Below are 23469 nucleotides of genomic sequence, written 5' to 3'. Positions count from 1 at the left end.
AAAGTTTAAAAATGCATCATTATAGCATTCTTAAACTTTTGAAAAAATATAATCAAGCTTGTTGGCTTTGGAGTTCTTGAATTTGAGCTTGAATAGTTGAAGCTTGGGCATTTAATGTTGCTATTTGACTTTCAATACTTTTGATTTGATCCTCATTAGCTTTAGACATTTTTGCAGTTAGTTCAACAATTTTTGCTTGAATTTCTGCAAGCTTCTGTGTTAATTCTGTAAGTTTATCTTCACTATTGCTGCTACTATCTTGTTGCGTGTTGTTTTGCGCGTTTAAAGCTTGAGCTGGAGCTTGAGAATTATTTTGATTAGAAGTATTTGATTTTTCTTTGGCTTCTTTGCTGATATTTACCTCTACAGCTGGATCTTGCGCTAAAGTGTTTTGTTCTTGATTTTTAGAGTTTTGATTTTCTTCGTTTGAGTTGACTTTAACATATTGACTCAAGCTATTTAAGGAATTGTTAATTTGCATATTTTCTCCTTAATTTATAATATATATTACACTAAATCGACATTATTTTAAAAAATATACTATAATTTAAAATAATTTTTATTAAGGTTTGCAATGGGCGTATTTTTAGTTCTTTTGGGAGGTATTTTTTGGGCTATTAGCGGTGTTTTAGCTGAATACCTTTTTAAAAATAATTATAGCGTAGATTGGGTTTGTTTTTATAGGCTTTTATCTACAGGGTTGATTTTGATTTTTTTAAGTTTTAAAGCTCAAAAGATTTTAGTTTTTACAAATTTAAAAGAAAGCTTAAGTATTTGTATGTTTGGATTTTTTGGGCTTTTGCTAACACAATTTGGTTATTTTAAGGCTATTTATTATACCGATGCTGGAACTGCAACTATGATACAATATTGTGCACCTTTGATTATAATGCTTTATTTGTGCTTTAAAAATAAAAAATTTCCTAAATTGATAGAAATTTTGGCTTTGATTTTGATTATTTTTGCTTTGTTTTTGCTTGCAACTAAAGGAGATATTGAAGCGGTGGTTTTAAATTATTGGGGTATTTTTTGGGCTGTTATAGGAGCTTTTGGGGTTGCTTTTTATTCTTTAAGCGCTAGAGAAGTGATATTAAAATATGGTCTTTTTTGGATAATGGGTTGGGCGAGTCTTTTTGCTTCTTTTGTATTTTTATTAATCTTGCAATTTGATAAGGGTTTAATTCACTATGCTTTTAACTTAAAAGCATTTTTTTCTATGGGCGGGATTGTCTTTATCGGAACTATAGGGGCTTTTTGTTTATATTTAAAAGGAGTGGAATATATAGGTGCTCTAAGGGCTAGTATGATTGCCTCTATAGAGCCTGTAGCAGCTGCTTTGATGAGTTTTTTATTTTTAAAAACCCATTATAGCTTGCTTGATATTTTTGCTTTTGCTTTAATTATATTGAGTGTTATTTTAAATGCAAAAAAGACTAAAGTTTCATAAAGTTTTTAAGTATTTTTTTACCTTTTTGAGTTAAAACCGCTTCAGGGTGAAATTGCAATCCATAAATAGGATATTTTTTATGTTTAATTGCCATAATGATATTTTCTGAATTACGAGCTAAAATTTTGCATTTTTTAGGCATAGAACTAATATGTAAAGAATGATATAAACAAATTTCAATTTCTTTTTTAATACCTTTAAAAATAGGATCTTTTTTAAAATAAAGTTTAGAAATTTTACCATGCATGGGATTTTGCATTTTAGAAACCCTACCGCCAAAAACTTCAGCTATACACTGATGCCCTAAACATATACCTAAAATTTTTTTGTTTTTTTTAAAATATTTGATTGCTTTTAAGCTTAATTTAGATTTCTTAGGAGAATGAGGGCCAGGAGAGATGATAAGATGAGTAAAATCAAATTTTTCTAATTCTTTAGCTTTTTTAAAGGCATCGTTTTTTATCACTTTACATTCAAAACCAAGTTCTTTAAGATAATAGATGATGGTATAACTAAAAGAATCATAATTATCTATAAATAAAATTTTCTTCATTGTAATTTTACCTTTTTTAAACCACGCACGGAATTAATGCAATAAATATTTTCTGCTTCAAATAAATCTTGTTTAAATAATGCTTTTTCTTTTATTAAACCAAGATTGACTAAGAAATTTCTATATACACCATTTAATATACCACTTTGAATTTGTGGAGTATAAAATTGAGCGTTTTTTTCTAAGATGAGATTGGTTCTTGAGCCTTCGCAAAGTTCATTTTTTTCGTTAAAAAAAGCTATGTCATAACACAAGTTTTGCTGCCATTTGTATGAGTGTTGATTATAAAAAGTACGCAAAGAGCTTTTGTGATAGAGATTGTCACTTTTTGAGTTAATTTTATCATCACTTAAAAGCAAAATATCGTTTGAATTTTGTTTTGAGGCACTTTGTTGAATTTCGTATCTTCCGTCTTTGTATAAAATAAGCTTTAAAATTCCTTCTTTATGTGGATTTTTAAAGGGTAGGGGAAAATTATAAAATAAAGAATGTTTTTTGTGGAAAATTTTTTCATCGAGTTTAAAAAGTGTAAAATTTTGATATTCTTTATAAGAACTTTTTTGGTTTAAAATATTATAAAAATCTTTAAAGAGCTTGTGAGTATTAAAATTAAATTTAAGAGCTGAATTTATAAGCCTTAATAAATGTTCTTTTAAAAATAAAATTTGAGAATTTTTAAAATACATGGTTTCAAAAAGATGAAAATCATAAGGATTTAAGATCGCGCTTTTAAGTTTTAATTCTTCAAATTCATCTTTGAATTTTGAGTCCCAAACCAAGCCACTACCCGTGCTATAAGTATAAATTTCATCTTGTTTTTCTAAGGTGCGTATAGCTACGCTAAATTTATTTTTATTTTTGTGTATTAAACCTATAGTTCCGCAGTAAATACCACGATCTCTTTGTTCTAATTCTTCAATAAATTTAATACTTTCAAGCTTTGGGGCACCTGTAATAGAACCACAAGGAAAGAGGGCTTTAAAAATTTGATATAAAGAAATATTTTTTTTAAGTTTTCCTTGTACGCTTGAAGTCATTTGATGTAAAGTAGGGTGACTTTGAATTTCAAAAAGTTTGGTTTTTAAGCTTTTTTTTGTGATGATTTTTGAAAGATCGTTACGCAAAAGATCACAAATCATAACATTTTCACTTAGATTTTTTGTATCATTTTGCAAGAAAATTTTATTTTCTTCATCTTTTATATGATCTTTATCACGCTTAATCGTGCCTTTCATAGGTTTTGTAAATATTTTTCTTTTTTTGGTTTTGAAGAAAAGTTCAGGAGAAAAGGATAAAATTTCTCTTGTTTCATCTTTTATAAAAGCTTTAAATTCAGTATCTTGTCTAGAAAGCAAAAGTTTAAAAAGTTCAAAAGAATCCATTTTGCTATGAAATTTAAAATTTTGAGTGAGGTTGATTTGATAAACTCTTCCTTTGGAGATCGCCTCTTTAACTTTAACGAAATTTTCTTTGTAATTATCTTGATCTAAAAAATTTATAAATTCAGGAATAAATTTTTCTTCATCGATATCCTCTTTTTGAAATTTTTTTCTTTTTTTAAAAGCAAAAACAGACAAACAAGCTTTTTTACTTGTGAAATTTTCATCTTGAAAATATCTATATAGCTCATAATCAGCAAGCATTAAAATATAAAAATCATTTTTATATTTTTCTATAAATTTAAAGCATTTTTTACTTTCTTTGTGGTTAAAGGCTTTTAAAGTATGTTTTAAATCATAGTAAAAATATTTACCAAAAATAGCATAGTTTTCAAGAGTCACTTAATTCCTTTGCAACCTGTGCGGCAAGTTTTAATTTATCATTATCAAAATGAGTGTAAATTCTTGAAGTGTTTAAACTTGCATGCCCTAAAGCTTCTTGAACTAAAACTAAATCTTTTTGTTTTTTATAAAGCAGGGTGGCAAAAGTATGACGCAACATGTGAGCACCATTTTTTTGTTTGCGAATTCCTGCGTGAAATAAAAGCTGTTCTACTATACGACTGACATAAGATTGAGTCAGTGGAGTGCCTTTTTTATTGACAAAAAGTAGGGCGTCTTTACTCATATAATTAATACTTACATTTTTAAGTAAATCGTAAATAAGTTCTTTTTTTATCATTACAACACGATATTTATTGCCTTTAGCTCTTATTCTTATGATATAAAGATCGTTTTCTTCGCTAATATCACCCATTTTGATATTGATAGCTTCGCTTACCCGTATGCCTGTAAAAATGATGATTTTAAGAATAAGTTTATTGCGTATGGTATTGTTTTTAAAATCTGCATTTTCAATAGCATCAAGAAATTTTTTAAGCTCTTCTTCACTCATAAATTCGGGTAATTTCACCCCTTTAGAACCTGCTATACCTGCCCAGTTTTTAAGATTGATATCAAAAATATGTGCTTTTTCATCTTCTTCGTTTTGCTTGTCTAAAAAATCAAAAAAATTAATCACAGCAATACGGTAATTTTTTTTACTTGCATCTGATAAAGCACCTGTTACACTTGCTAAAACTTCTACAATGAGTTCCTCATCAATCTGTTTTAAAGAGTAAAGCTTGTAAAAATTTAAATATTCAAACACTTTTTTTAAGGGGTTAAAATAAGTATTAACTCCACTTAAACCAGCATTTCTTGCTTTTTTTGCTAGAGCGTCAAGTTCTTCAATGTTTTTTACACCTTTTGTAAGGGCAAAATTAACTTCTGCTAAAGCTTGTGGATTTTTTAACTCTTTGTTAGATAGCGAATTGAGTTTAAATTTTACATATTTTGCCAGCCAAAATAAAAATGATTTTTCAAAATTTTCTTCACAATCTAAAGGGTATTTCATAAAAACTTTTCCTAAAATATAAATTTTTAGCTTTTTAATTAGAAAAGGTATTTTAGTATTAACTTAGTAAAAAAAAGCTTTTTTAGGAAAAAGTTTGTTTTGCATGCGAGGCAAAAAGATTAAAATATTTTTATTAAATAAATCTTATATCAATCATAAAAAGATGTGATAAAAGGTAAAAATATATAAAAATTATAATTTTGTATTGAAAACTGTAATTTTCAAACTTTTTTATATACACATAGATTATTCTATTTTGATATACTTTAATCTACTATTTTTCCATACTTTTATGATTTTACCTTTTGAGTGAAATAAACTTATCCACAAAATATAATGTAAAAAATTGATAATTTTATTTTGTAAATTAAAATTATATTGTACTTTTCTTGAAAACTATAAAGAATATTTAAAAATTAAATTATTTTATATTATTATCAAAATATACATAAAAATGATAACTTGTGCATTAAATTTTTAATCCCCCTATTCTTAATTTTTAGTTAAAGTAAATATTTTTTAGTTATAAAATTTTTTAAGAATATTTTTATTTTAATAGTTTTATAATATTTATTACATAAAAACTTAATAAAAAGTTTTGTCAAAACCAAATTTCAAGGAGAAGGTAATGAAATTTCCAGTAAAATTAGCAAGATCTATTGTTACATGTGCTTTTTTAGCAGGTATAAGTGCTAGCGCATTAAGTGAAGGTAAAGAATATGTAATTCTTAAAAATCCTATTGCTAACGCTGATAATTCATTGATTGAAATTTTTTCTTATCGCTGTACTCATTGTTATGATCATCACAAATTTAATACCATGGGTAAAGTTAAAGAAAAATTGCCTAATTTAACTTACAAATTTTATCCTGTAAGTTCTATGGGAGATTATGGAAGGCAAGCTAATGAAATTTTTGCTTTTGCGGCATTTAAGGATGGTGTAAATAAAATTGATCCTACGGATAAAAATAGCTTAACTCATAAAGTTGCTGAAGCTTATTTTAATGCATATTTTAAGAAAAAACAAAGATGGGAAAATGGTAAAAATCCTGAAGCTTTTTATAGTGTCGGTTTAAAAGCAATGAATGTGAGCAAGGCTGATTTGGAAAATTTCTTAAAAACTTCAGAGGCTGCAGAGCTTTTAAAAAGTTATGAAATTGCCAATCCTATTTCGCAAAATTATGGCACCCTTGCTTTTGTTGTTAATGGAGAATATCAAATCATTCCAAGTGCAATCAACTCTCCAGAGGCTTTGATTGAGATTACTAAAGAACTTAGCAAGCAAAAATGAGTTGTATAAAAATGAAAGATAATTGCAGAAATTTTTCACTTTCTAAATGGCAAGATACGCGCAAACCTTGGTTAATTTTGATTATAGTTACTATAGGGCTTACTTGTATAGCACATTTTTTATTTCAAGAATATCTTTTTATGGAACCTTGCGAACAATGTGTGTATATAAGATTTGATATGCTTGTTATGGCTATAGGCGGTATGATTGCATTAATCAACCCTGCAAATAATATTATAAAAATTTTTTCTTATGGTTTAGCTTTTTATGGAATTTGGCTTGGCTTGGAGCATTGTCTAACTTTAAATCATATTCATGAAGTGGTTCATTCTGAAAATCCTTTTGCAGGTGTAGATGGATGTCGTGAAATTCCTATTTACCCATTTAATTTACCTTTGCATGAATGGGCTCCTAGTTGGTTTTTGCCAACAGGAGAATGTGGGATGGATACCCCTGTAGTTCCAGAAAATGCTTATAATCATCTTAATGCTTTTCAAAAATTTTTTATAGGAATTCCACCTAATTTTGAAAATGGGCTTTATAGCAATGGTTGGTATTTGATTCCTGGTTTAAAGTTTATGAATATGGCAATTTGCTGTCTTATGGCATTTTTATGTTGTTTTATTGTGCTTTTTGCAATGTTTATAGCCTATGTTTTAGATAAAAATAAACCTAATGCTAAAATTTTTGCATTGGTGATTGTTATTTTGGTTTTGGTGCTTAAATTTATAGGAGAACCAAAAAATCCAAATCAAAATATAGCTAGTTTAAATCATTTAAATCAAGTCGTTTTAAGATGCTCTTAAAATACGCAACACATTATTTTTGTTGCGTATTATTAAAATTTTATTAAGCTATTTTAGGATGGCTTAAATAATTTTAAAGGATTTATCATGAGACTTAGCAAAACTATTTGCATGGCATTTTTGACGGGTTCTACCCTACTTGCACCTAATGCTTTAATGGCCATGGGTGGTCCCAGTGGAGCGAAAATAGATTGGAAAATTCAAGGACAAATAGATGCGATTAAAATGAATCCTTATGGATTGTCTCCTTTGACCGCTATTATTATGGATAATGGTTACGTCTTAAGCGATATAAAAGTAACTATTGTTCCTAAACCAAATGGTCAAACTATTTCTTATAGTGTGATTTCTAAAATGGCTAAGACTTATGGTGGAATTCCTATTTTTGGACTTTATCCTTCTTATTTAAATACAGTAAAGGTAAGTTATACTAAGACTGCAAATGGTAAAAGTCAAAAAGTTGTTGATGAGATTTATAAAATTACAACTCCAGGGGTTAGCATAGAACCAAGTGGAAGCACTGATCAAAGAGGAACTCCTTTTGATAAAAATGGATCCAAAATTTTCAGATAGGCTATATTTAGTAAATAATGCTCCTGGAAAACAATCTGGCAAAGGCTCACAATCTGTATGGAATAATCCTGTAGGTGGTGCTATGGAATGGGATGAAAATTCAAATGTCTTTATCATAGATACCAAGGGTGAAATCAGATGGTATTTTGATAACGATAAATTAATGAACTGGGACAATATTTACAATCGTGGAATTATGATGGGTTTTCATCAAAACAAAGATGTAGCTTTAACTTGGGGATTTGGTCAAAGATATGTAAAATACGATATCTTAGGAAGAGAAATTTTCAATCGTAAATTACCTGTTGCCTATATAGATTTTTCTCATGCTATGGACAATATGCAAAATGGGCATTATTTATATTAAGAGTAGCTTCAGCAAATACTTTGCGTCCAAATGGTAAGCATGTACGCACAGTGCGTGATACTATTATAGAAGTAGATGAGAATGGTAATGTTGTTGATGATTGGAGATTGTATGAGATTTTAGATCCTTATAGAAGTACTATTATCAAAGCTTTAGATCAAGGTGCAGTGTGTTTAAATATAGATGCAAGCAAAGCGGGTAAAACTTTAAGCGATGAAGAGCTTGCCAAAATGGATGAAAGCTACAAATTTGGAGATATAGCAGGTACAGGTATAGGTAGGAATTGGGCTCATGTAAATAGCGTTGATTATGATCCAAGTGATGACAGTATTATTATTTCTAGTCGCCATCAAAGTGCTGTTGTTAAAATTGGTCGTGATAAAAAAATAAAATGGATTTTAGGGGCACATAAAGGATGGAATAAAGAATTTCAAAAATATTTATTACAACCTATAGATAAAAATGGCAAAAAAATTGTTTGCGATGATGATTATAGCAAATGCCCAGGTTATGAAAATGAAAATGGTGGATTTGATTTCACTTGGACACAACATACAGGCTGGAGAATTGATAGTAAATCAAACAAGCGTTATATCTATATAAGTGTTTTTGATAATGGTGATGCAAGAGGAGCTGAGCAACCTGCATTTGCGAGTCAAAAATATTCTCGTGCTGTAATTTATAAAATCGATCAGCAAAATAAAACTGTGGAACAAATTTGGGAATATGGTAAAAATCGTGGAAATGAATGGTTTTCTCCTGTAACTTCTTTAACTCAATATGAACCAGATAAAGATTCTATTATGGTTTATAGCGCAACAGCTGGAATGGCTTGTGATCTTAGCAAAGGTGTAAGTCTTGGAGAGCCAAAACCTGAAATTGATGAATTTAACTGGGGGGGGGTGCTAAGGAGCCTTCGGTTCAAATTTAATTTTAGCGGTTCAGGCACGGGTTATCAAGCAATGCCTTTTAGCGTTGATTAAGCATTCAATCCTAAAAAATAAATAAGCCCAAAAATAAATTTGGGCTTATTTATTTTTTTTAAATAAAATTATCTTTGAAAATTTTATTTAATCAAGGATATAGTATGCGTAATTTTTTTTGCAAATTTGTTTTAGCGCTTGTATTTTGCTCAAGTTTTGCGTTAGCAAATAATAGTTTTATTACTCTTAATCCAAATTTACCCAACTCCGAAAATAGTGTAATAGAAGTATTTTCTTATAAATGTATACATTGTTATAATCATCATAAATTTGGAACCCTTGAAAAACTAAGAGAAGCTTTTCCAAATTTGCATTTTAAACTCTATCCTGTAAGTTTAATGAATGGAGATTTTTCCAAAGAAATGAATGATCTTTTTGCCTTTGCTCAATACAAAGATGAGCAAAATGGTAAAGACGCAAGTTATTCTGATAGTTTATCTCATAAACTTGCTGATGTTTATTTTGTTTCTTATTTTTTAAACAAGCAAAGAAATTTTTCGAATTTAGATGAATTTTACGACATAGGTTTAAAGGCTATGAATGTAAATAAAAATGAAGTATTAAATTTTTTAAATACCCCAAAAGCTAAAGAAATTTTAAGAGAGTTTCAAAGAGCTAATGATATAGCTAAAACCTATGGCACCCCTGCTTTTGTTGTCAATGGAAAATATCAAATTAACCCAAGTGCAATCAATTCGATGCAAGATTTAGAAGATCTAGTTAAAAAATTAAGTAATATGAAATAATAAATTTTTTAAGGCAATAAAAATTGCCTTAAAATTATTTTTTGATCATATTTGTATAAGGTCCATAGCGATGTTGGGTTGTAGAAAAGCTATCATCATAAGGTCCTACATCCATATCTAAAGGCTTAACCTTTCTATCTGGAAAGTCTTTATCTCTATTTGCTTTAATAGGGCGAGCTTGTGAATTCATGTAAGCTGCTACATCATAAGCATCTTCAAGACTTAAGTCAGGCGCACCTTGAGGCATATTTTCTTTAATATAAGAAGCAGCTTTGATAAGACGATACATTCCAGCTCCTGTATTATAACTATCATTGCCCCAAAGTGGTGGATAAAGATAATACGCCCCTGCGCTATCCTCATTTTTAAGCCCTAATCCATTTTCTTGATGACAAACGGCACATTTATCCATATAAATTGCCTTACCTTTTTTAGGATCAGCTGCTCTTGAGATGAAATCTATCTTCTTAAGCCCCTGCCCTTCTATCTTAGCTCCTACTGGAACTCCTTGAGATAACCATTGCATATAAGTTAGCATGGCTTTCATTTCAGGCGCATCACTAGGCATTCTTTTGCCATTCATAGAGCGTTCAAAACAGCCATTGATCCTATCTGCTAAGGTAATTACTTTATCTCCTCTGGCATTATATTGCGGAAATCTTGCCCAAATTCCTACAAAACCTGATTGATTTTGTACACTTCCACCATTAGCATGGCAACTTGAACAAGAAAGATTATTTCCCGCAAATCTTTTTTTAGGATCTTTGACCTGTGGACCTACATATTTGCTTGTTTCATTAAGAATTTTATTTCCCAAAATAACCATTTTGCTATATTCTGAATTTTTTGGCATTTTAGTTTCATCTATGGTACCATCTTCATTTAAAGCCTTAGGTAAATTCCATTTGGCAGTAGGTAGATCAATACCTGTTGCACTCTTAGTTTTTTCCAAATTTGGATCTAAGGCTAAAGCACAACTTCCACATAACAACAAAGTTAAAACTATAGAAAATTTATTCATCATTTTTCCTCCTTAAATTTGTCTAATTTGAATTCAGTATATAACTTTGCTTCAAAAAAGTCAATAAAAGTTAATAATATTTTAATAAAAAACTTCAAATTCTTAAAAAAATATTTATTTGCCTTATAATTAAAACTTTAAAATAAAAATAAAGTTTTTTTGATAAAATTGAAGTTTGCAATATTTTTAGAGGTTGGTTTAATGAAAAATTTAAGCATTCAAGAAAAAAAAGACTTAGATAACTGCGTTTTTCAAAATCTTGGAAGGCAAGATACTTTTACTTTAAGTGCGATTTTTAAAAATTTTTATTTAAAAATTAAAGCATTTATTTATTCTAAATAATACCACTTAAAATCTTTTTTTGTGTAAGAAAGATCTTTAAAAGAAGGCGATTGGATAAATAGTTTGCACTCTTTATCCAAATTTTCTATTCCGTATATTTTCATAGCCATTCTTGAGTCATGTCTTGTAAGTTCTATTCCAACGCAAGCTTGATTGTTGATTTTATAAAGCAAAGTACCACCATCTTTTTCATCTATATTTAAAACATCCAAATTCTTATTTTTACTCATATCTTTTACATCTTTACTAAAAGAATATCGGAGTTTATAATATATCATAATATCTTGCATGGTATTTTTCAAATTTTGTAAATTTTCATTAATCAAGTATCCATTATTTTTATAAAGTTTTAAAAAATCTTCATTAAGAAATTTTTGAAAACTTTCATCTTTAGATAATTTTTGACAAGAGTTATAGCTATTTAAAATTCTAATTTGACCAGCTTCTATTAAAAGCTCAAGGCAATCTTTATTTTCTTGTGAAAATTGTACTAATTTAACTTCTTGAATCTTAAAATCTTTGTTCGGTTTTTTTTCATAAGCAAAATCATTTAATTTTTCGTAAATATTAGCAAAACTTAAAGAATATAAACTAAAAAAAATTAAAATACACTTTTTCATTGAAAAAAATCTTTGTATTTATTTTTTAGAAATTCCACCACTTCTAAAATTTCATCAACCCCTTCTTTGTTGGAATTTTTGAGCACATTATCTATATTATCAATATAAGCTTCTATTGCATTTTCTAATTTTTCTCTTTTAACTCCAGCGTATAAAAGCATAGCTTCTAAAACTATGCTAAGCTCATATTGTAAATCTTCTAGTTCATTTTTTAAGGTTTTATTATTGTTTTGATTCATTGTTTTCCTTTTTAAGTTCTTTGCTTTTAATTAAATCAATAATTTGAGCCTTAATATGATTATAATTTGCTCCATCTTTAAATGTCGCAAAAAGTCCACCACTAGCATTTTTATGTCCACCACCACCTACTAAATTTTTAGCCATTAAACTTACATCTATTTTTCCATTTGCACGAAAACTTAAGGTTTTTCTAGAACTAACATCAATAAAAAAGTCATAATCAGGATTTTTTACTAAAAAATCATTTCCAATAACAGAAGTATTGCCTATATTTGAAGTTAAGATGCCTTTATGGCCTTCATATTCTATACTGAAATTTTCTTTTAGCTCACTTAGTTTTTCAACTACAAAACAAGAAATTAAATTAGAAAGAGTATCATCATTTTTTCTGGCAAAATAATCCTTTTTTATAAAATGAGTAGCATTATCGAGTAAAATATTCGCATTTTCTTTTCCTATAAATTTCCAAGCCTTATCAAGCAAGAAAAACATATAATCGATTTGAGATTCTTTAAACATCACGCGATTTATTTCTTTTGCATTGGCAATCAAGCCTAAAAAAACCTTTCCAAGTTCAAAATTTTCATCCTCGCTTAGCCAAATATCAACAGCATTAACCACATCAACAAATTTTGAAAGTTCTAAAACAGGAGTGCAGATTTTAGAGAAAAAATCATAAACGATTTTAGTTGCACATCTTTTAGAATCAAGTAAATACCAAGAATATTTTTGAGCACATTCTTCGCCACTTTGATGATGATCAAGAAGAAAAATTTTTATATTTTTCTCTTTGCAAATTTTTTCAAATTCTTCGCATTGATTTAAATTTAAATTTAAATCTGTTATTAGAATAATAGCTTTTCCGAAATTTTCATCTTTTTCTATATCGCCTATAATAGAATTAAAATTTTCATTAATTTCTTTACCATAGTTAGAATTATAAAATTTCACATTTTTAAAATAAAAATTTACTACAAATTGACAAGCATAACCATCAAGATCTGTATGCGAAAGATGATAAATTTTCATTATATTCCTTAAAGTTCTATCCTAATAATACCCTCGGTATTAAAATTTGTATTTTCTGCAATTTCTGCAAAACTTAACACTACTATATTAATGCTAAAATTATAACAAATATCAGCAATGAATTTTCTAAGCTGCGGTTCAACGCAAAGTATAAAAGGCTTGATACGACCATTTGCTACCGCGGCAACTTCAGCCCTTAGAGTATCTACTAAAGTGCCTGTTTGAGCTACACTTAAAGGCAAGTGATAACTTCCATCTCTAAATTGTACATTTTCCATTAAAACTGCAGAGCTAGCAGAGTCTAAGATAAAAATATCCAAATTTCCTTTATCATCTAAATACATATTTGTAATCATCCTAGCTAAAGACGCCCTTACATGTTCAATAATCATATCAAAACTCTTGCTTACTTCTGCTATATCGCTTACAGATTCTAAAATAGTAAGCATATCTTTAATTGGTATGTGATGCTTAAGCAAGTCTTTGAGAATTTTTTGAATAAGACTTACAGGTGCAACACCTAAAGCACCTTCTACAATGATTGGATAATCATTTTTAACCTTATCAAGAAGATTTTGCACCTCTTGGCGTGTAAGAAGTTCGCTTGCGTGCGCTTTGATAAGTTCGCTCATATGTGTTGAAATAACACTTGCAGGATCTATTACTATATAGCCATTTAATGTTGCTTCATCTTTTAAATTCGCATCAATCCAAAGTGCATCAGAGTTAAAAGCGGGTTCTTTTGTAGCAATCCCTTCTATCTCTTCTGTGATAAAACCACTATCCATGGCTAAATATTTATCTGGATAAATTTCAGCGCTTGCTATAGACACGCCCTTAAGTTTAAAACTATATTCATTTGGTTTAAGTCTTAAATTATCCCTTATTCTTATTTTTGGCATTAAAAATCCTAAACTTTCAGCAATGCTTCTTCTCATTGAGCGAATTCTTTCTGTAAGTTCATTTTCAGCAAGCTTAATAAGTCCGTATCCAAGTTCAAGTTCTAAAATTTCAACTTTGAGTATGTCGTTAATCTTGTGCTCTTCTTCTTTGAGAATTTCTTCTTCGCTTTTCTTAGCAGGTGCTGCCGTTGTCCCACCTGCTCCACTTTGAGATGCGGCTGCAGCACTTGGTTTGCTTTTTTTAACTGTGGTTATATCAATTTTACCTTCCTTAACCTGCTTAGTAAGATAGCCAAGACTTAAAAAAACTAAAGCCATAAAGCCCAAGGATAAAGTTGGCAAGCCAGGCACTAACGCAAAGATAAAAAGTACAAAACCTACTATTAAAAGCGTGCGATATTCGCTTAAAAGTTGAGTTAAAGTTCCTTCTGCAAAATTTTCTTCATCTTTGCTTGCACGAGTGATAATTATAGCGGTTGCAGTAGAAGTAATAAGCCCTGGAATTTGCGATACAAGTCCGTCACCTATGGTTAAAATAGTATAAGTAGATGCAGCATCGCTTAAAGCCATATCGTGCTGAAAAGATCCTATTAAAAAACCACCTATGATATTTATAATAGTTATGATAATTCCTGCAACAGCATCTCCTTTGATAAATTTAGAAGAACCATCCATTGCACCATAGAAGTTTGCCTCAGCAATAACTTCTTGACGTCTTGCTCTAGCGGTTTGTTCATCAATAAGTCCTGCATTTAAATCCGCGTCAATAGCCATTTGTTTACCTGGCATCGCATCAAGTGTAAATCTTGCTTGTACTTCAGAAACCCTTGTACTACCTTTTGTTACAACCATGAAATTAATCAATACTAAGATACAAAATACAATCACACCAATGACCATATTTCCACCAACAACAAATTCTCCAAATGCTGCTATAATCTCACTCACAGCTTCAGGGCCGTTTTGCCCTTCGCTTAAAATCATCCTCGTAGTAGCTATATTTAAAGAAAGTCTAAATAAAGTAATAATCAAGATTAAAGTTGGAAAAGTTGTTAAATCTGTCGGTTTAGGTATATAAATAGAAATTAAAATAATTAATACTGATAAAGCTATACTTAAAGCTAAGAAAAAGTCCAAAATAGGACTTGGTAAAGGAACTATGATAATAGCTAAAATGCAAACTAAAAAACCAACAATAGTTAAGCTTTTAGCTTTTAAAACAGGAGCAATTAAAGGCCCCAAAAAAGGAAAAACTAAATCGACTATTTTATTTTTTGCCATTATTTTTCATAATATCTTCTAAAGTAATAGAATCTAAAAATTCATCTACTTTATTTTGTAAATTTACTAACATAGGCATTAAGGTACAATTTTCTTCTTTATTATTTGGACAAGTACCACCACTGCATTCAAATACACTGATATCCTTTTTTTCAGCACTATTAACAATTTCTTTTATAGTATATTGATTTGGTTCTTTGATTAATGCAAAACCACCTTTTGCCCCTTTAAAGGATTTTAACAAACCATCTTTAGCTAAAGTTTGTAAAATTTTAGCTAAAAAACTTTTAGGAATATCAAGCTCTAAAGCTAAAGAATCTACATCTTGAGGTGTTTCTTTTTGAGAAATATAAATTAAAGAAAGTAAAGCGTATTCGCTAGCTTTGGTAAATAGCACAGATTCTCCTTGTATAACTACAGAAATAGCTGTAATTATAATAAATAATTCTTAGAAAAAGACTTAAATTTTGACAAAACCTTCTAAAAAAGATAAATTCAGTTTATTTTTTGCTTTTTAAGGTAAAATTATAGTTCTTTAATTTTATTATTTTACCAATCAGGAGGTCTATCATGGCTTTGGATTCGGCCAAAAAAGCAGAAATAGTTGCGAAATTCGCTAAAAAACCAGGTGATACTGGTTCAACAGAAGTTCAAGTAGCTCTTTTAACTGCAAGAATTGCAGAACTTACAGAACATTTAAAAATCTACAAAAAAGACTTTTCATCAAGATTAGGACTTTTAAAACTTGTAGGTCAAAGAAAAAGACTTTTATCTTATCTTAAAAGAAAAGATTATAATTCTTATAGTAAGTTAATTACCGAATTAAATCTCAGAGATAAATAATTTTAAGCCCTTTTTATGGGGCTTTTATCTTTATAAATTTCTTCTTTTGTAATTAGTTTTTATATCAAAATAAAAAGAAAATCTTATAAAATTTTCCTTTGTCCTTTGGCATCAGGTTCGCTTAAAACTCCATTTTGCGTAAGTTGTTCAATAATATTTGCAGAGCGGTTATAGCCGATTTTTAAACGGCGTTGCAAATAAGAAATGCTTGTTTTTCCATCTTCTAAGATTACTCTTTTAGCTTCTTCATAAAGCTCATCTACTTCCCCATCAAAGCTTTCATTTGTTGTAACACCCACGCTTTGCTGATCTTTTAAAAAGCTTTCATCATATTCTACGCTTTGCTGATCTTTTAGAAAATCCACGATTTTTTCTATTTCAAATTCGCTTGCAAAAGGCGCATGTAAACGCACTATAGAGCTTGTTCCAGGAGGAGTAAATAAACAATCCCCTCTTCCAAGTAAACTCTCAGCACCCATAGCGTCTAAAATAACTTTAGAGTCAATTTTTTGCCCTACTTTATAAGAAATTCTACTTGGTAAATTTGCTTTAATTAACCCCGTTACAACATCAACAGAAGGTCGTTGTGTAGCTACAATCAAGTGAATTCCACTTGCTCTTGCCATTTGTGCAAGTCTTCCTATATAAAATTCCACATCCTTACCCGCAGTCATCATCAAATCAGCAAGTTCATCAATAATTACTACAATAAAAGGAAGTTCTTCACCGCCTAATTCTTTCATTTTTTCATTGTAGTTTTCTATATTTTTGGTTTTTGCATCAGCCATTAAACGATAACGTCTTTCCATTTCAGCTACCATATTTGAAAGTGCATTGACTGCTTTTTTTGGATCTGTGATAACAGGAGTTAAAAGATGGGGAATATCATTATAAATGCTAAATTCAAGCATCTTGGGATCTATCATCATCAAACGTAAGGTTTTAGGAGAGTTGCGATATAAAAGACTTAAAAGCATAGAATTTATCCCCACACTTTTACCACTTCCCGTGGTTCCTGCAATAAGTAAATGCGGAAGTTTTTTAAGATCGGTTACAAAAGCATTGCCTACTATATCCTTACCCAAAGCTATAGTTAAAGGACTTTTAGCGTTTTTAAAAACCTCACTTTGTAAAATTTCTCTTAGATAAATGGTTTGAATTTCATCATTTGGCACTTCTATACCTACAACATCTTTTCCTGGTATTGGAGCTTGAATACGGATTGATTTTGCCATTAAAGCCATAGTTAAATCATCTTGTAAATTTAAAATACGACTTACTTTTACATCTGCACTAGGACGAAATTCAAAAGTAGTTACAACAGGACCAACATAAGTGCTTATAACATCACCTCCTATTTTAAAACGACGCAACTTTTCAAGAAGATTGTAAATTTTTTTATCTATTTCACTTTCATTGATTTCTTGTCTATGCTCTTTTGGATTAGCCAAAAAATCTAATGGTGGCAAGGTGAAATCTTTTGGTTTTTCTATCTCACCCTGCTCTATTTCACGCAATAAAGCTTGATTGATAGCAATTTCTTTGGCTAAAACTGCTTTTTGAAGTTTAATTTCTTGATCATTTGTTTTTTCATCATCGATTTTAATTTCTGTATTTTGGATAAAATCGAGTGTATTTTTTTCTTCTATAACTATTTCATTTATATTTTTTATAGGAGTAGGTTCTATATAAGGATGATTTAACTCTTCTACAATAGGAGTAAATTCGAAGATATTGTCTGCTTTATCTGGATTTTTATTTTCATTTATTTTGTTTGATTCTTCTGTTTCTGTTTTGATTGTTTTTAGGCTATTAAAACTATATTTATTCCCTTCTATAATATCGCTTGAATTTATTGCATCATATTCTTCTAATTTTTTAATTTCCTGTTTTACTTTATTTTCTAAAATTTCATTTTGATAGGCTTTGTATTCTTGTTCTAATTTTTCTTTTTTTATCAATTTCTCTCTAAGTTCAAGCTCTTTTGTAAAAATTTTTGGTTTAACTTCTTGTTTGGAAACTGGAATTTCAATATTTTTACGCTTATAACTTGGTTCATCTAAATTTTTATTTGTATCTATTTGCTTTATATCTTCAAGTTTTTTAGGTTTTAAAAAACGTTCAGGAATCATATCTACCTCTTCTTCTGAAATAAAATTAAAATCTTCATCAAGACTAATACTCATTTTACTAGCCTTTTGTGCGAAATTTCGCACTTGTTGAGAATGCTCATAAACAAAACTTTTTGATTCTTTTAAACTTTGCGTATCAATCTCTATGGTTTCATCTAAAATTTGATTTTTTAGTTTTTCAAAGTTTTCCTTAGCTGTGGTAATTGAATTTTTACTTGCATTGATATTGCAATCTTTAATTATCTGTTCTAAGTTATTGGTTTTTTCTTTTTTATTTATTTGTAAATTCTCATAAATACTATTTTGCAAAATATTTAATTTTGGAGCCATAGGTTCTGATTTACCTACATCTTCTTTCTCGTTTTCTCCACCAAATACACGCATAAGCAAAGACTTAAAAGCCTGCTCTACTTTTAATAAAAAAGCAAAATCCAATTCTATTTTTAAAATTTCTTTTGCAAATTTCGGAAACAATAAGATCAAAGAAAATAGTAAAAGCAAAAGAGCAAAAATTCCACTCCCTGTATGTCCTAAGATTATAGAAAAAAATCCATATACAATTTCTAAAATATACCCAAACTCTCTATAAAAGACAGAAAATAAAAGCAAGGTAGAAAAAAAAGCCAAAGAAAAACCAAAAAGCTCTCTACGCTTAAAATTTTCTATTTTATAATTTTTTCTATAGTAAAGATAATTTAACACAAGTAAAAAAAACGGATAATAATACCCAAATTCTCCAAATAAAAATAAATTAACCTTGTAAACCCATTCTCCCATGCTAGGTGCTAGCATGCAAAGACAAAGATAAAAAATAACAAGTGTAGAGCTGGTAAAAATGGCTTCTTTTTTAATATTCTTTCCTTAAAAATAAAATCAAAGCCAATTATACCATAAATTTTTACATATAATTTAATAAGCTAAGTTGAGAAATTGTTGTACTAGCCTTAAGAGAAGCTTGATATGCAAGTTGAGTTTGCATTAAATTCATCATAGCTTCACCATAATCAACATCAATTACATTTGATTTGATACTTTGCACATTTACACTTAAAAAACTCACTCGGGTATTTACTCCATCTATGATATTATGATAAGCCCCCATAGTTGTATTGAGTTTGCTTACATGATCAGCCAAATGATCAAGCCTTTCTAAAGCACCTTGCATTCCCGTATTTCTTGGATCAGCTGAATTTCCATCTGCTCTCATGTTTCCACTTAAAACTGCATCGATCATAGTATCAAGATCTTTTATAAGATCGACATTTGGCTCATCTATAGTTAAAGCATTATTAGCACTAAAACTAAAATTTGGACCATTTTGGATTTGTGCGGTTTCAGTATAAGGAGGCACTGGAAAATGACCACTTTGAGAATCGCTCAAAGAAATTCCTATATTGGTTCCTGAAGAAAGTTTATCTGTAACGCTAATACGTCCTTTATAATCCATGCTAACATCGACTGTTGCTTGAGAGTCTTTTATAAGCTGCTGGATATTATCATAACCTGCAGCATCAATTTTATTATTGTTAGCTGTGATGCTTTGAGTAGGCACTTTATCAGAGGCAAACATACCGATGATATTATTAATTTGCCCATAAGTTATTTCATTTGAAGGAGTTACTACCCCACTATTTCCAGTTGTAGGATCAGTATGCATGATAGGAAAACTTATATCTTGCTGAGTCTGAGGATCTTTAAAACTTACAGTTGAATTTCCTAAATTTATAGTTACATCATAAGTATTTCCACCTTTGGAATTAACTTTTAAATTTAAGGTGGTACCATTTAAACTATCTCCTGCCATGACTTCGCTAAGCTTGGTTGAATCTGTTGCATAAGCATTACTTCCTTTAATCACTTGAGAAACATTACCATAAACAGTATTTCCATCTTTTTCAAAATAAACATTATCATAATCTGCACCATTAGCTTTTTCTCCGGCTGAATCAGTCATATTGCTTTTGATAAAATCGGTTTGAGCTAGACTAAAACTAAATTCTTTTTCAACCCCATTTTTATCTTTTAATTTAATAGTTACTGGGCTGGTTGGATGAGTGATATCACCATTTTGTATCGCAGCTTCCATAACTTTATTGGTTATTTCATTCATATCAATATTATTTTCTTTAGCAAAATTTACCATATTTTTAAATTCTTGAGTTTCATTCATTTGTGGAGTATAGGCTACGGCATGAAAGTCTAATTTATTATTGCCTTGTTTTAAATCCGTAATTTGAATTTGACCGCTATTATTTATGCTTACTTCTACAACTTTATTGTTAGGAGTATTGCCATAAAGTGTGCCAATTTGCTCTAATACATCTTCTATTTTATCATCTGGTTTTACCAAAACTGCACTTTTAAAGCTTGTGCCATCTGGCTTAGTTCCTTGAACATAAAGTGTTGAAGGTGGAAAGTTAAGCTTATTATCCTTATCTTCAAAATCTTTATATGGATCTAATCCACCCTCTTTTACATAATTTTGCCCGATAAGCTGCTTCCAAGCAGAATCTCCGTTTAAATATTCTTGTTTATCTTTATCTGTATAACGATTATCTGTAAAACTGATATTAGTAGTAATTTGTTTTTTATAGTCTCCATCCGCTTTGAAAAATAAATCCCATCCAGGTATATTGTAAGGACTTTCAGTTCCAGCTCCAGTTACTACATTGATATTATTTTTATCTCCATAATAATTGCCATTAGAATCAAAAGGTTTGTTTGCGACTTGTGAACCTGCAAAAAGATACTGACCATTAACGCTAGTATTTGCAAGCTGAACTATACTTTCTTTTATGCGTTCTAGTTCTTTTGCTATAGCCTCCCTTGAAGTTTGAGAGTTCCCATCACTTGCAGCTTGAGTTACTTTAACTTTAAAATCTTCAAGAAGTTTAACCATATCTTGCAAAGCTTTCATGCTGTTTTGAGTCATTTCTTTTGCACTGTTTGTTGCTTGTTTTACTTGTTCTAATGTTTTAATCTCATATTCAAGACGCGTATTATCTATATAAGTACTTGCATCTTCATATGAATTTTGTATTTTCAAACCTGAAGCAAGTTGTTGAGATATCTGATATAAAGCACTTTGCCCACCCATGGAATTATTCACACTATTTGTGAAGTTAAGTTTATTTGTAATTCTCATTTTTTTCCTCTAAAGTATTAAAGTTAAAATCTTTTCAAACATTGCTAATAAACAAAAGCAATAACTGTTCCAAAAATTTAAATTACATAATTTTATATCGTCTTTTTGAAAATACTTTTTATTTTTAAAGTATTTTTTAGGCTAGAAAAGTATAATTTTATCTTTTAAAATATTAAACTAGCCCGAGTGGTGAAACTGGTAGACGCGCCAGACTCAAAATCTGGTAAGGGTAACCTTGTGTCGGTTCGAGTCCGACCTCGGGCACCACTTATTTTTGCGGGAATAGCTCAGGGGTAGAGCACAACCTTGCCAAGGTTGGGGTCGCGAGTTCGAATCTCGTTTCCCGCTCCATCGAATAAAAAATTATAAAATCTTTTTAATTATAAATTTTCGCTTTTTTCTAATACTAAAAAATACTCATTTTCTAGAATTTCAAGTTCTTTTTGCATTACTTCAAGCTCTTGATAAAGCTTGTTAATACCTATTTCTTGATATACATTTGGATCGGATAAATCTTGATTTAATTTAGCTATCTTTTGCTCTAAAAAATCTATTTTTTCAGGATGGTTTTTTAATATCTCATTTTCTTTGTAGCTTAATTTTTTAGAGCTTTTTTCTTTTTGGTTATTATTTTGCTCTTGGGTTTGAAGCTCTAAAGCAAAATTATCCAATTCTTCAATTTCTTTTTCATTTTCAAGATATTCAGTATAAAGAGTGTGTAAAATATTTATATATCCATTTCCCTCAAAAGCATAAAGTTTTGTTGCGATTTTATCAACAAAATATCTATCGTGTGATACTAGCAAAATAGCCCCTTCAAAACTAAGTAAGTATTCTTCTAATATATTAATCGTAGCTATATCAAGATCATTAGTTGGCTCATCTAAAATCAAAACGTCATATTCTTTAGTAAAAAGCAAGGCTAAAGCAACGCGATTTTTCTCTCCACCACTTAAAAGAGCCACACTTTTATCTAAAAATTCCTTAGGAAATAAAAAATTTTTCAAATATCCATAAACATGCATATTTTTACCACGAACTTCAACCCTATCTCCACCATTGGGACAAAAAATTTCAAGCAAGCTTTTATCAGAATTTACCAAGCTTCTAGCTTGATCAAAATATCCTATCTTAAGCTCTCCGCGTTTTATTTCACCGCTATCTTGTTTTATTTGCCCTAGAAGAATTTTTAACAATGTCGATTTTCCACAACCATTTCTTCCTACGATAGCTATGCGTTCACCTTGTAAAATACGCGTTGAAAAATCTTTAAAAAGATTTTTATTGTTTATATTTTTGCTTATATTTTTAAGCTCAAAAAGCATTTTTTTACGATTGATCGTTTTTTCTCCATTAAAATTTAAAGCCGCTCTTGAAATTTCAAGTTTTAAGCGTTTGATTGCTCCGGGATTTTTTTTCGCTTCTTCACGCATTTTAAAAATGCGTTCTTTTCGTCCTTCATTTCTTTTAAGTCTTGCCTTAACCCCTCTTCTAAGCCATTCTTCTTCGCTTTTTAATTGCTTTAAAAGAGTTTCATGGCTCTTAGCAAGGCTTTGCAAAATTTGTGTTTTTTTCTCTAAATAGTTTGCATATCCGCCTTTAAAAATACTAAGTTTACCCTGCTCCACTTCTATACACTTGTGTGCTATAGCGTCAATAAAATATCTATCATGGGAAATAAAAATCACACACATCTTTGAATTTTTTAGCAATTCTTCTAAAAAGCTTGTCATATATACATCTAAATGATTAGTTGGTTCATCAAGCAATAAAATATCAGGATTTTTTAGTAAAAGTATGCAAAGGCCAACGCGGCGTATTTCTCCACCACTTAAAGTAGATATAATACGATTTTCATACTCAAGCAAACTAAATTCTTTTAAAACGCGTATTATTTTAGATTCTATATTCCAAGCATCTTTACTATCAATTAAAGTCATAAGCGTATCTATTTTTTTAAGATAATCTTTATTGCTAGGATCTTCTTCTAATTTTTTATGCAGTGTTTCATATTCTTCTAAGGCATTGTAAATTTCTGCAAGCTCTTGCTTGATGGCTTCTTTTACACTTAAATTTGCGTTAAAATCAACGGTTTGTGAAAGCATGGCTATGCTTTTTCCATTTTGTCTTATTACTCTACCGCTATCTAAAGGAAGTGCGCCTAAAAGCGTTTTTAAAAAAGTAGATTTTCCTTCTCCATTTTTCCCTATAATGGCAATCTTTTCTCCCTCGTTTGCGCTAAAATTTACTTCATTTAAAACTATTTTGTCTCCAAATTTTTTTGAAGCTTCAATTAAATCTATAAGAGCCATT

At 29.6% G+C, this 23469-nt stretch carries 18 protein-coding genes, 2 tRNA genes and 2 pseudogenes; 9 read left to right on the top strand and 13 right to left on the bottom strand.

All coding sequences use genetic code 11. The annotated features are described in order from the left end of the window. Positions 1 to 52 precede the first annotated feature (52 nt). Positions 53 to 481 carry a flagellum-secreted nonflagellar protein FspA1 gene (gene fspA1 / locus ELQ09_RS04345; protein ID WP_134224705.1) on the bottom strand — a complete coding sequence of 143 codons (429 nt, stop codon included), beginning with the start codon at positions 479 to 481 and terminating at the stop codon, positions 53 to 55. A 93-nt stretch (positions 482 to 574) separates the two neighbouring features. On the opposite strand from fspA1, the gene ELQ09_RS04340 reads away from it, so the two are divergent. Continuing rightward, positions 575 to 1447: a DMT family transporter gene (locus ELQ09_RS04340; RefSeq protein ID WP_070317175.1), complete on the top strand. Its 873-nt coding sequence runs from the start codon at positions 575 to 577 to the stop codon at positions 1445 to 1447. Here ELQ09_RS04340 and ELQ09_RS04335 read toward each other — a convergent pair. The 3 genes from ELQ09_RS04335 to ELQ09_RS04325 are packed head-to-tail and all read right to left on the bottom strand — an operon-like array spanning position 1434 to position 4835. Next, positions 1434 to 2000 carry an aminodeoxychorismate/anthranilate synthase component II gene (locus tag ELQ09_RS04335; protein WP_134224706.1) on the bottom strand — a complete coding sequence of 189 codons (567 nt, stop codon included), beginning with the start codon at positions 1998 to 2000 and terminating at the stop codon, positions 1434 to 1436. The genes ELQ09_RS04340 and ELQ09_RS04335 overlap by 14 nt on opposite strands. Beyond that, a complete protein-coding gene (locus ELQ09_RS04330) occupies positions 1997 to 3781 on the bottom strand; it encodes a bifunctional anthranilate synthase component I family protein/aminotransferase class IV (RefSeq protein WP_134224707.1) in 1785 nt (594 codons plus the stop codon). Before ELQ09_RS04330 ends, ELQ09_RS04335 begins: the two co-directional genes overlap by 4 nt. Then, positions 3771 to 4835 (bottom strand): tyrosine-type recombinase/integrase, encoded by a 1065-nt coding sequence (locus ELQ09_RS04325; RefSeq protein ID WP_002916154.1) that lies wholly within the window; start codon positions 4833 to 4835, stop codon positions 3771 to 3773. Before ELQ09_RS04325 ends, ELQ09_RS04330 begins: the two co-directional genes overlap by 11 nt. A gap of 628 nt (positions 4836 to 5463) precedes the next feature. Here ELQ09_RS04325 and ELQ09_RS04320 point away from each other — a divergent pair. The 4 genes and pseudogenes from ELQ09_RS04320 to ELQ09_RS04305 all read left to right on the top strand — a co-directional run bounded on the left by ELQ09_RS04320 (position 5464) and on the right by ELQ09_RS04305 (position 9601). Further along, on the top strand, positions 5464 to 6126 hold the full coding sequence (locus ELQ09_RS04320) for a thiol:disulfide interchange protein DsbA/DsbL (RefSeq protein WP_134263789.1): 663 nt from the start codon (positions 5464 to 5466) through the stop codon (positions 6124 to 6126). Beyond that, entirely contained in the window at positions 6123 to 6932 is an 810-nt protein-coding gene (dsbI, locus tag ELQ09_RS04315; protein ID WP_134263788.1) for a protein-disulfide oxidoreductase DsbI, read from the top strand. Before ELQ09_RS04320 ends, dsbI begins: the two co-directional genes overlap by 4 nt. 87 nt (positions 6933 to 7019) lie before the next feature. Next, a pseudogene (locus ELQ09_RS04310) lies at positions 7020 to 8855 on the top strand (aryl-sulfate sulfotransferase). A 104-nt stretch (positions 8856 to 8959) separates the two neighbouring features. Beyond that, positions 8960 to 9601, top strand: coding sequence for a thiol:disulfide interchange protein DsbA/DsbL (locus ELQ09_RS04305; protein WP_134263787.1), 642 nt, complete (start codon positions 8960 to 8962; stop codon positions 9599 to 9601). Between the two features lie 34 nt (positions 9602 to 9635). Here the strand turns inward: ELQ09_RS04305 and ELQ09_RS04300 are convergent, their stop codons facing one another. Then, entirely contained in the window at positions 9636 to 10622 is a 987-nt protein-coding gene (locus tag ELQ09_RS04300) for a c-type cytochrome (protein WP_087705105.1), read from the bottom strand. Positions 10623 to 10823: 201 nt separating this feature from the next. On the opposite strand from ELQ09_RS04300, the pseudogene ELQ09_RS08260 reads away from it, so the two are divergent. Continuing rightward, positions 10824 to 10974: pseudogene (locus ELQ09_RS08260) on the top strand (hypothetical protein). Here ELQ09_RS08260 and ELQ09_RS04295 read toward each other — a convergent pair. Genes ELQ09_RS04295 through ELQ09_RS04275 form a run of 5 tightly spaced genes read right to left on the bottom strand, consistent with a single transcriptional unit; the run spans position 10952 to position 15433 of the window. After that, positions 10952 to 11584 (bottom strand): hypothetical protein, encoded by a 633-nt coding sequence (locus ELQ09_RS04295; protein ID WP_070317168.1) that lies wholly within the window; start codon positions 11582 to 11584, stop codon positions 10952 to 10954. The pseudogene ELQ09_RS08260 and the gene ELQ09_RS04295 overlap by 23 nt on opposite strands. Next, the gene (locus ELQ09_RS04290) at positions 11581 to 11823 is read right to left on the bottom strand and encodes a hypothetical protein (RefSeq protein WP_087705092.1); all 243 of its coding nucleotides are present in this window, start codon (positions 11821 to 11823) and stop codon (positions 11581 to 11583) included. The genes ELQ09_RS04295 and ELQ09_RS04290 overlap by 4 nt, the downstream gene beginning before the upstream one ends. Next, complete coding sequence (locus ELQ09_RS04285) at positions 11807 to 12853, bottom strand: DHH family phosphoesterase (protein WP_070317167.1); 1047 nt, start codon at positions 12851 to 12853, stop codon at positions 11807 to 11809. The genes ELQ09_RS04290 and ELQ09_RS04285 overlap by 17 nt, the downstream gene beginning before the upstream one ends. An 8-nt stretch (positions 12854 to 12861) precedes the next feature. Further along, the gene (gene flhA / locus ELQ09_RS04280; protein ID WP_002852599.1) at positions 12862 to 15036 is read right to left on the bottom strand and encodes a flagellar biosynthesis protein FlhA; all 2175 of its coding nucleotides are present in this window, start codon (positions 15034 to 15036) and stop codon (positions 12862 to 12864) included. Continuing rightward, positions 15023 to 15433, bottom strand: a complete 411-nt coding sequence (locus tag ELQ09_RS04275; protein WP_084763109.1) for an RrF2 family transcriptional regulator — start codon at positions 15431 to 15433, stop codon at positions 15023 to 15025. Before ELQ09_RS04275 ends, flhA begins: the two co-directional genes overlap by 14 nt. 173 nt (positions 15434 to 15606) lie before the next feature. Here ELQ09_RS04275 and rpsO point away from each other — a divergent pair, with 173 nt between their 5' ends. Beyond that, the gene (rpsO, locus tag ELQ09_RS04270; RefSeq protein WP_002852579.1) at positions 15607 to 15879 is read left to right on the top strand and encodes a 30S ribosomal protein S15; all 273 of its coding nucleotides are present in this window, start codon (positions 15607 to 15609) and stop codon (positions 15877 to 15879) included. Positions 15880 to 15962: 83 nt separating this feature from the next. On the opposite strand, the gene ELQ09_RS04265 is transcribed toward rpsO, so the two are convergent. Both ELQ09_RS04265 and flgL read right to left on the bottom strand, forming a co-directional pair. Beyond that, positions 15963 to 18803, bottom strand: a complete 2841-nt coding sequence (locus ELQ09_RS04265; protein WP_134263786.1) for a DNA translocase FtsK — start codon at positions 18801 to 18803, stop codon at positions 15963 to 15965. A 106-nt stretch (positions 18804 to 18909) separates the two neighbouring features. Then, positions 18910 to 21156: a flagellar hook-associated protein FlgL gene (gene flgL, locus ELQ09_RS04260; protein ID WP_134263785.1), complete on the bottom strand. Its 2247-nt coding sequence runs from the start codon at positions 21154 to 21156 to the stop codon at positions 18910 to 18912. Positions 21157 to 21336: 180 nt separating this feature from the next. Between flgL and ELQ09_RS04255 the strand changes: the two genes are divergently transcribed. Together ELQ09_RS04255 and ELQ09_RS04250 are read left to right on the top strand one after the other, a co-directional pair. Next, positions 21337 to 21423 (top strand) — tRNA-Leu (locus ELQ09_RS04255). Positions 21424 to 21432: 9 nt separating this feature from the next. After that, positions 21433 to 21507, top strand: a tRNA-Gly gene (locus ELQ09_RS04250). A gap of 29 nt (positions 21508 to 21536) precedes the next feature. Here ELQ09_RS04250 and abc-f read toward each other — a convergent pair. Then, on the bottom strand, positions 21537 to 23468 hold the full coding sequence (gene abc-f / locus ELQ09_RS04245) for a ribosomal protection-like ABC-F family protein (RefSeq protein ID WP_070317163.1): 1932 nt from the start codon (positions 23466 to 23468) through the stop codon (positions 21537 to 21539). Position 23469 lies beyond the last annotated feature (1 nt).

This window comes from Campylobacter sp. CH186 (assembly GCF_004378925.1).
GTDB lineage: Bacteria > Campylobacterota > Campylobacteria > Campylobacterales > Campylobacteraceae > Campylobacter_D > Campylobacter_D jejuni.
The sequence above is the reverse complement of the archived record's forward strand: the minus strand, read 5'-3'. Positions and strand labels throughout refer to the sequence as shown.